Below are 4,213 nucleotides of genomic sequence, written 5' to 3' on the forward strand. Positions count from 1 at the left end.
TCGTCTGCATCCCTGCCGGGTCGCTGCCGGCCTCGGGCTCGGTCAGGGCGAACGAGGTGATGATCTGGCCCGAGGCGATGCCCGGCAGCCACTTGGCCTTCTGGGCCTCGTCGCCGAACATCACCAGCCCCTGGCTTCCGATGCCGACATTGGTGCCGAACACCGAGCGGAAGGCCGGCGAGGCGCGGCCCAGCTCGATGGCCACCAGCGCCTCTTCCTCCATGTCGAGACCAAGGCCGCCGAACTCTTCGGGGATCGACAGGCCGAAGAGGCCCAGGGCCTTCATCTCCTCGACCACGTCGGCGGGCACCGCGTCGTCCTCGGCGACCTGGGCCTCGATCGGCCGCAGCCGCTCGGCCACGAACCGCGCGACGGTGTCGATCAGCTGCTCGCGGGTCTCCAGGTCGAGGGCCATGCGCGTTTCTCCCGGTCAAACACTTGTTTTGCCGAGACTGTAGCGATGGCCCCCGAGAATGGAAGCCTTACCCTGCGGCCTTCTCCTGCTGGGCCAGGACGCTTTTGCGGACGCCATAGGCGAGGTAGAGCACCGTCCCGATGACGTGGGCGATCAGGAAATAGATCTGGGTCTTGGCCGAGAGGCTGTAGAAAAGATAGAGGCACCCCAGGATCGCGCCAGGCGCCACCAACCACCAGATCGGCGTCGAGAATACGCGCGGACGTCGCGGGTCGCGCAGGCGCAGGATGATCACCGACATCCCCACGGCGATGAAGGCGGCCAGCGTACCGGCATTGGCCAGGGCGGCGATCTCCTTCAGCGACAGGAACCCGGAAAGACCCGCCGCCAAGGCGCCCGTGAGCAGAGTCATGACGACCGGCGTCCCGGTCTTGGCGTTCACCGCCGACAGGGCTCTGGGCAGCAGGCCGTCGCGGGACATGACGAAAAAGATGCGGCTCTGGCCGTACATGAAGGCCAGGATCACGGTCGGCAGGGCGACGACGGCGGCCATGGCCACGACCTCGGCCATCAACGGATGCCGCAGGCTCTTGATGATGAAGACCAGCGGCGCGCCTTCCTTGGAGAAGACGTCCGTCGGCGAGGCGCCGATCGCCGTCGCCGCCACGACCATGTAGATCACCGAACAGACCACCATCGATCCCACGATGCCGATGGTCAGGTCGCGCTTGGGGTTCTTGGTCTCCTCGGCCGCGGTCGAGACCGCGTCGAAGCCATAGAAGGCGAAGAAGATCAGGCTGGCGGCGGCCATCACCCCGAACTTGGCCCCTTCGGCGCCGACGCCCTGAAGGGTGTGGGCGCCAAAGCCGTAGGGCATGAACGGCGTGAAGTGGCCGGCGTTGAAGGCCGGCAGGGCCAGGGCGACGAACAGGGCCAGGGCGGCGATCTTCACGACGACCAGGATCATGCTGACCGTCGCGCTCTCGCGGGTGCCGAGGGCCAGCAGGCCCGCGACCGCCATGGAGATGATCACGGCCGGCAGATTGATGATCCCCTGCTGGTGCGGCCCGTGCAGCAGGACCTCGGGGAAGCCCACCAATCGGAAAAGGCTCGCGGCGTGGTCCGACCAGCCGACCGCGACAGCGGCGCAGACCAGCGTGTATTCGAGCACGAGGCTCCAGCCGACGAACCAGGCCACCGGCTCGCCCATGGCCACGTAGCTGTATGTGTACGCGCTGCCCGAGGCGGGGATCATCGTCGACAGTTCCGCGTAGCAGAGCGCCGCGCAGGCGCAGACCGCGCCGGCGATCAGGAACGACAGGATCACGCCCGGCCCAGCCATGCCGGCGCCGTCGCCGACCAGTGTATAGATACCGGTGCCGACGACGGCCCCGACGCCCAGCGCCACCAGGTGCGGCCAGCTCAGGGTCTTCTTCAGTTCGTGGCCGCCTTCGTGCCCGGCGGTGATGGTGTCGATGGCCTTGCGGCGCGTCCAGAAGCTCACTTTTCGGGTCCCTCCGACCAGAGCCCGGCGCGCGCCGGGCTCCGCGTTCTCAGCGAGCCTGTCTATCCGTCTCGATCGATTCTCGTCGAGAAGGACAAGCTCTTCCCCGGGACCATGGAGCGGGTTTCGTCCCCCGCCAAGGCCGTTCTTTAGAAGAACATGCTCGTCAGGGCGTAGGCCAGCACCGCCACCGCCAGCGTCACCGTGGCCAGCATCACCGCCAGCTTCGGCTCGACCTCGAGCAGGGCCTTGGGGCCGAGCTTGGCCGAGATGGCCCCGACGCCGGCCAGCAGCAGGAAGCTGGAGCAGGCGGCGAGGGTCGAGACCAGGGCCGGCGGCACGAGGCCCAGGCCCCGGGCGGCGGCCAGGGCCGCGAAGCCCAGCACGAACAGCGGCGGCGCCTTCAGGCCCGACAGCCAGCTTCCGCCCGTCTCGCCGCCCTCGCGGCGGGTCAGGGCCACGCCGATCAGGACCACGGCCGGGCCGAGCCATAGGATCCGCGCCAGCTTGGCGAGCGCGGCGGTGCTGGCGGTCTCGGGCGAGACCGAGGCCCCCGCCCCCGCCACCTGGGCGACGTCGTGGATCGAGAGGCCGAAGAACACGCCGGCCTGGTGGGCCGACAGGCCCAGGGCGTGGGCCAGCGGCGGATAGGCCAGCATGGCCACGGTCGACAGCAGGTTGACCCCGACGATGACCAGGGCCGTCGTGCGCTGGTTGGCGGCGCTGGCCGGCGCGGCCTGCGACGCGGCCAGGGCGGCGGAGGCCCCGCAGATCGAGCAGGCGCAGGCGGCGATCAGCGCCTCGGCGAACGGCAGGCCCAGCGCCGTTCCGGCCAGGGCCCCGATGCCCAGGCCGCCCAGCACCACCGCGCCGCTGGCGGCCACGGCCGGCCCGCCCAGGGCGGCGAACTCGGTCCAGCTGATCTGCGCGCCCATCATGGCCACGCCCAGCCGCAGGCCCGGCTTGGCGAAGACGTCGAGCCCCGCGCCCAGCTGGCTTTGCAGGCCCAGCGCGCCCAGCATCATGCCCAGCACGACGGCGATCAGCGGCGCCGGCGCGTGCAGGCTCTGGGCCAGGAGCTTGGCCAGCACCGCCAGCAGCAGGCCGGCGACGAGGCCCGGCCCCAGCTTGCCGGCGTTCAGGCGCAGGGCGGCGGCGGTCATCCGCGCACGGTCTCGCCCGGCAAGGCGCCTTGGCCGCCGGCGAAGTGGGCGTCGGCCTTGGCGCAGCGGTTGGACAGCCGCTCGTTCAGCCGGCGCACCGTCTGGCTGCCGGTCCGCTCGAAGGCGAAGGGCAGCACGCCGTGCACCAGGCAGGCCAGGCCCGCGCCCAGCAGGGTGAAGCCGAAGCGGAAGGCCACGCCCATGTGCTGGCCATAGGTCTCGCCGACCGATTCCGGGTGACGGGTGAACGACAGGTCCATCGGAAGCCCCGCTGCGATGTTCGAGGCGTTCCATGATGCCGAGGATTCGGAGAAAGGCATTGTTTGAAAGGTTACCATTTCCGCGATACGGAGAATTTCGTTCTCCCGACGGCGGAATTGCGAGATGATTGATCTAGATCATATCGACCGGCGACTTCTGGCCATCCTGCAGGAGGACGCCACCGTCCCCATCGCCGAGCTGGCCGAGCGGGTGGGCCTGAGCCAGACCCCCTGCTGGAAGCGGATCAAGCGGCTGCAGGAGGCCGGGGTCATCACCGCCCGCGTCGCGCTGCTGGACCGCGAGGCCCTGGATCTGTCCCTGACCGTCTTCGTGGCGGTCAAGACCGGCCGCCACGACGAGGACTGGCTGGCGACCTTCGCGGCCGGCGCCAGGGCCCTGCCCGAGGTCGTCGAGTTCTACCGGATGAGCGGCGAGGTCGATTATCTCCTGAAGGTCGTGGTCCGCGACATCGCCGCCTATGACCGCTTCTACAAGCGCCTGATCGCCACCGCCCCGCTGACCGACGTCTCGTCCAGCTTCGCGATGGAGCAGATCAAGTTCACCACGGCCCTGCCGATCGCGCCGGGGTGAGGCGGCGGGCGCCGGGGCTGGCCGCTCCCCTCTCCCTTCCCCCTCGATGGGGGAAGGCCGTGGATCATCGTCCTCGCGCCGTGGGGCCGCGGGGCGATGGACAGGGACACGGAGCGCCGGACACCGTCCGGAGAAGACTGAGAATTACCGTTTCGACGAGGCCCGACGCTCCGCGCGGTCGTTATCCGGAAGCGTGGCGGCCCGACGCTGTTCACGCCTGACCGCCCTTGAAGCCTCCGGCGGGCGGGCCGGGTCGCGAAACCCGGTCCCGGACGTCCG

Annotated in this window: 5 protein-coding genes; 1 reads left to right on the top strand and 4 read right to left on the bottom strand. The window is 69.8% G+C overall.

The window, feature by feature from the left end; genetic code table 11:
* The 4 genes from Q0V34_RS20680 to Q0V34_RS20695 all read right to left on the bottom strand — a co-directional run.
* Window positions 1-415: acyl-CoA dehydrogenase family protein (locus tag Q0V34_RS20680; protein WP_297516268.1), on the bottom strand; the 415-nt coding region annotated here is incomplete at its 3' end.
* Between the two features lie 67 nt (window positions 416-482).
* Window positions 483-1,940: an amino acid permease gene (locus Q0V34_RS20685; protein ID WP_297516279.1), complete on the bottom strand. Its 1,458-nt coding sequence runs from the start codon at window positions 1,938-1,940 to the stop codon at window positions 483-485.
* Between the two features lie 128 nt (window positions 1,941-2,068).
* Window positions 2,069-3,082 (bottom strand): putative sulfate exporter family transporter, encoded by a 1,014-nt coding sequence (locus Q0V34_RS20690; RefSeq protein WP_297516271.1) that lies wholly within the window; start codon window positions 3,080-3,082, stop codon window positions 2,069-2,071.
* Window positions 3,079-3,342, bottom strand: coding sequence for a DUF6356 family protein (locus Q0V34_RS20695; protein ID WP_297516274.1), 264 nt, complete (start codon window positions 3,340-3,342; stop codon window positions 3,079-3,081). The genes Q0V34_RS20690 and Q0V34_RS20695 overlap by 4 nt, the downstream gene beginning before the upstream one ends.
* A 124-nt stretch (window positions 3,343-3,466) precedes the next feature.
* Here Q0V34_RS20695 and Q0V34_RS20700 point away from each other — a divergent pair, with 124 nt between their 5' ends.
* Window positions 3,467-3,934: an Lrp/AsnC family transcriptional regulator gene (locus Q0V34_RS20700; protein ID WP_297516277.1), complete on the top strand. Its 468-nt coding sequence runs from the start codon at window positions 3,467-3,469 to the stop codon at window positions 3,932-3,934.
* Window positions 3,935-4,213 lie beyond the last annotated feature (279 nt).

The sequence above is a fragment of the uncultured Caulobacter sp. genome (assembly GCF_947036865.1).
GTDB lineage: Bacteria > Pseudomonadota > Alphaproteobacteria > Caulobacterales > Caulobacteraceae > Caulobacter.